Annotated in this window: 5 protein-coding genes; 1 reads left to right on the top strand and 4 read right to left on the bottom strand. The window is 73.4% G+C overall.

Annotated features, from left to right (window positions below; translation table 11 throughout):
• A partial coding sequence (locus D7W81_RS40570; protein WP_147445819.1) for a hypothetical protein occupies positions 1 to 339 on the bottom strand: 339 nt, incomplete at its 3' end.
• A 132-nt stretch (positions 340 to 471) separates the two neighbouring features.
• Here D7W81_RS40570 and D7W81_RS44290 point away from each other — a divergent pair.
• Positions 472 to 594: a hypothetical protein gene (locus tag D7W81_RS44290; RefSeq protein WP_279637943.1), complete on the top strand. Its 123-nt coding sequence runs from the start codon at positions 472 to 474 to the stop codon at positions 592 to 594.
• Positions 595 to 661: 67 nt separating this feature from the next.
• On the opposite strand, the gene D7W81_RS40565 is transcribed toward D7W81_RS44290, so the two are convergent.
• The 3 genes from D7W81_RS40565 to D7W81_RS40555 all read right to left on the bottom strand — a co-directional run.
• The gene (locus tag D7W81_RS40565; protein ID WP_120560663.1) at positions 662 to 1,324 is read right to left on the bottom strand and encodes a hypothetical protein; all 663 of its coding nucleotides are present in this window, start codon (positions 1,322 to 1,324) and stop codon (positions 662 to 664) included.
• Positions 1,321 to 2,928, bottom strand: coding sequence for a DGQHR domain-containing protein DpdB (gene dbpB / locus D7W81_RS40560; protein WP_244227782.1), 1,608 nt, complete (start codon positions 2,926 to 2,928; stop codon positions 1,321 to 1,323). The genes D7W81_RS40565 and dbpB overlap by 4 nt, the downstream gene beginning before the upstream one ends.
• A partial coding sequence (locus D7W81_RS40555) for a hypothetical protein (RefSeq protein WP_208721682.1) occupies positions 2,921 to 3,224 on the bottom strand: 304 nt, incomplete at its 5' end. The genes dbpB and D7W81_RS40555, both read right to left, overlap by 8 nt.

Genomic DNA, 3,224 nt, shown 5'->3' with positions numbered 1-3,224 from the left:
GATGGGGACAGGGGCGCGGGACACGCCGGGGACAGCGAGCGCGGGGACAAGCAGGGACACCGCCCGGGTGAAGCCCGACAGCTCCGCTTCGGCGCGCAGGCGGGACTCGCGTTCGCGGAGCAGCGCCTCATCGCGGCGGGCGAGTTCGGCACGCACGCGCTCCAGTTCGTCAGCGTGGGAGCAGGCCTCGTCACCGGAAAACTGGAAGCCGACGTCGGGCGCGATGTCCGTGGGCGTTGGCCAGCGCGCCTCGGGCGGTAGCTCGCCCGGAATCACCTGGCTCGCGTCCTCCTCGGTGACGAGCTGCCCGGACAGCAGGCGCACCATGCCGGCGGGCACGGGCTCCTCCTCAGACACCTCTGGGGGCGGAGGCGGCGCGGGACGGCGGCGTGGGCGAGCGGGAGGAGTAGGGCAGGTGCTCATGGTGTGGTTTCCGAGATGAGATGGGGGCAGCACGCGGGAGGGATGGGCTTGTCCACGCAGTCGGCCAGGGCCGCGATGCCGTGGCGGCAGGTGGGCCAGGGGCCCGAGTACTTCGCGCGCACCGCCGCGGAGGCGACGCGCGGCGCGTGGGGCGACGGCTGGCCGTCGTAGGTGACGGCATCGCCCAGGCGGGTGGACCCGCAGTGCTCGCAGCGCACGGCGGGCAAGCGGCAGCGGCTCACGGGGATACCCCCATGGCGCAGGTGTGCGGCGGGCACTCGGGCGCGGTGCAACGCCACACGCGGCACGTCCGGCACGGCGTCATCGCTCGCCGGCAGGTGCACTTCCGGAGGACGCGGTCCTTCAGCGAGGCGGGCGCGCGACCACCGCTGCGTGCTGCGAGGGCCTCGTAGGCCTCCCAGCGCGCCTGGTCCTCGCCGACGAGCGAGCCGAAGGCCAGCCGCACCCGGGCCAGCACCTGGGCGGGCACCTCCCACAGCGTGTCCGCGGGGCCGGGCTCGCACGCCACTGGCTCCGGCAACGCCACCACGTCCTCCAGCCACACCCCGGCCGGACCCACGTACCAGCGGGACTGCCGCGAGGAGTCCGGCCACAGCGACACCGCGGCGACGCGCGCCACCGCCACCACCGCGCATGTCGGCAGCTCGTCCGCAGGCGGGGCGCTGACGCCCGGCCCGGACGGAGAGGCCATCCATCCCTTGAGCTCCGGCACGTACTCCGCCGCTGCGCAAACCGCGACGTAGGCCCCCATCACGTCCGTGGGCGGGGCTCGGTACAGGTTGAGGACGGGCGCGTTGCGGACCTGGAGGCTCCACGCCCATGGCTGGGGCGCGGTGACGCCGAAGATGGGGACGCGCATGGGGGCGTCGCAGTGGCTCATCGCGAACCCGTCTTTCTGCTGATGCGCGCCGGCCTCTTCGCCGCGCGGCGCTCGCGGTAGAGGGCGCCCAGGTGTTGCGCGAGCTGAGCCACCTCCTTGGGGGTGTTCTGCACGTCGTTCCACCGGCGGCTGCCGGCGGAAAAACTCCAGGCGCCGGACGTCCAGGCGCAGTCGTCCCGCACCAGCGCGAGCTCTCTCTCGAAGGCGTCCTGCGCAGGCTCGGCTTCGCCCTCCTGCGCGAGGAATTGGCAGGCGGAGTCCATGAGGAGCGACAGGGCGCGCACGCCCGCGCCATGCGACAATCGCGATTCCTTGGGCTGCCGGGCCCATGCGCCCGGCCAGGTGCTGGCGACGGCGGCCCACCACGCGGACACGCGCGCCACCATGGCGTCCACGCCCGCGCCCGCGCGCTCCAGGTCGCCCAGCGTGCCGTCGGAGAGGGAGTCCTCCATCGCGGCGAGCAGGGACGTGTCCTTGATGACGGCGGTGAAGTGCTTCCCCCCCACCTTCCCGGTGGCGCGCGGGCACGTCTGGGTAATGACGAGGCCGCGCAGCGCGCTGCCCTCGTCCAGGTTGAGGCGGGCGAGGAGCTGCGCCGGCAGGCGCTTGCGCTCCAGCGCCGCGGGGAGCGCCGCCGTCGTGCTGGGCAGTAGCTCGTGGATAAGCCCCTTGGGCAGGGGCTTCGTCGAATTCACCAGGATGAACTGCTCGGCTTGCTGGCCGACCGTCTCAGCGATGAAGGCGGTGCACGCCAGCGGGAAGGCCGTCACCGCCGCGTCGCGCACAGCGGCCAGCCGCTGCTGACCGTCCACGATGAAGCCCGGGGCGTCCGGGCCCGACTGGCGTGGGATGACGAGGTGCCCGTGTCGCGCGCCCTCGTCCGCCCCGGGCAGTGGCTCGAAGCGCACACGCGAGTCGAAGGCGAGCACGATCGCGTTGGGCACCAATGCCCCCGCGCCCCCCACGTACTCCCGGATGGCCGCCACGTGGGCGAGCGCTTCGGGACGCTGGTATCCCTCCAGTACGCCGCTCGCGCGGCGCACCCGCGACACGGTGGAGAAAGAGGGCACCACCTTGCCGTCCACTGCGAAGAGGTAGAGGCGGCGTCCCGGCGTCTGCTCCACCTCCAGCGCGGGCAGCCGCAGCGGGGCCCGCGCTGCGGCGCGCGTCCGGCTCGCCTCCGCGAGGATGCGCAGCCGCGCGCCCTGTGTGGCCCCCTGGAGAGGCTCCATGAGCGCCCACCCGCGCTGCGCAGCGGCCATCGAGGCCTGCAGCGGCTCCGCGTACGTCCGGCCTGCATAGACGAGCAGCTCGACGGCGCCGACCGGGTAGAGGCGCGTGAGTGCTTCCACCACCTGTTGCCCCCAGGCAGCGCGCTGCTCGTGCGACATTCCCCGGAGGGTGACGTCGTAGGGCTCCACCTGCGCATCGAGCGAGAGCAGTCCGTGGAGGGCCGACACCACGTAGACGTGGGGCGTGGTGGCTTCCGCCTCCGCCAGGTGCGCGCGGAAGAGGTTGCCCGTGTAGAGGTGGCGAGCGGCGGCGCGGTGCTTCAGCTTTGCCTTGCCGCAGCCCACGAGAGCAATCCGGCAGCGCTCAGGCATGGACCGCTTCCTCGCTGCCTGCGGTGCGGACGTGCTGCCGCCAGGAGCCTTCGCGATTGCGCGCCTCGCTCCACAGTTCGCGGCACCGCTCGCTACTGCACGTGCCCGCCGGTACGTCGGCGCGCTCGTGGTAGACCTCCGCGAAGGACCGCGGCGCCCAGCAGACGGCGCAGCCGCCGAGCTGCATCAGCTGCGCCTCGTCGTGGAGGCGCTTGCGCAGCAGCCCCAGATGCTCCGCCGGCGTCGTTTCCAGCAGGTAGGCCACGGCCGTCCGGCGCATGGCGGGAGTCGTCAAC

The organism is Corallococcus aberystwythensis (assembly GCF_003612165.1).
In the GTDB taxonomy this organism is placed as follows: domain Bacteria; phylum Myxococcota; class Myxococcia; order Myxococcales; family Myxococcaceae; genus Corallococcus; species Corallococcus aberystwythensis.
Note: the sequence above shows the minus strand (reverse complement) of the source record. Positions and strands in the feature narration are given on the sequence as shown.

Bases quoted from the DNA above. Each gene is read 5' to 3' on its own strand.
- dbpB (WP_244227782.1), bottom strand. From the start codon at position 2,928: ATGCCTGAGCGCTGCCGGATTGCTCTCGTGGGCTGCGGCAAGGCAAAG.
- D7W81_RS40565 (WP_120560663.1), bottom strand. From the start codon at position 1,324: ATGAGCCACTGCGACGCCCCCATGCGCGTCCCCATCTTCGGCGTCACC.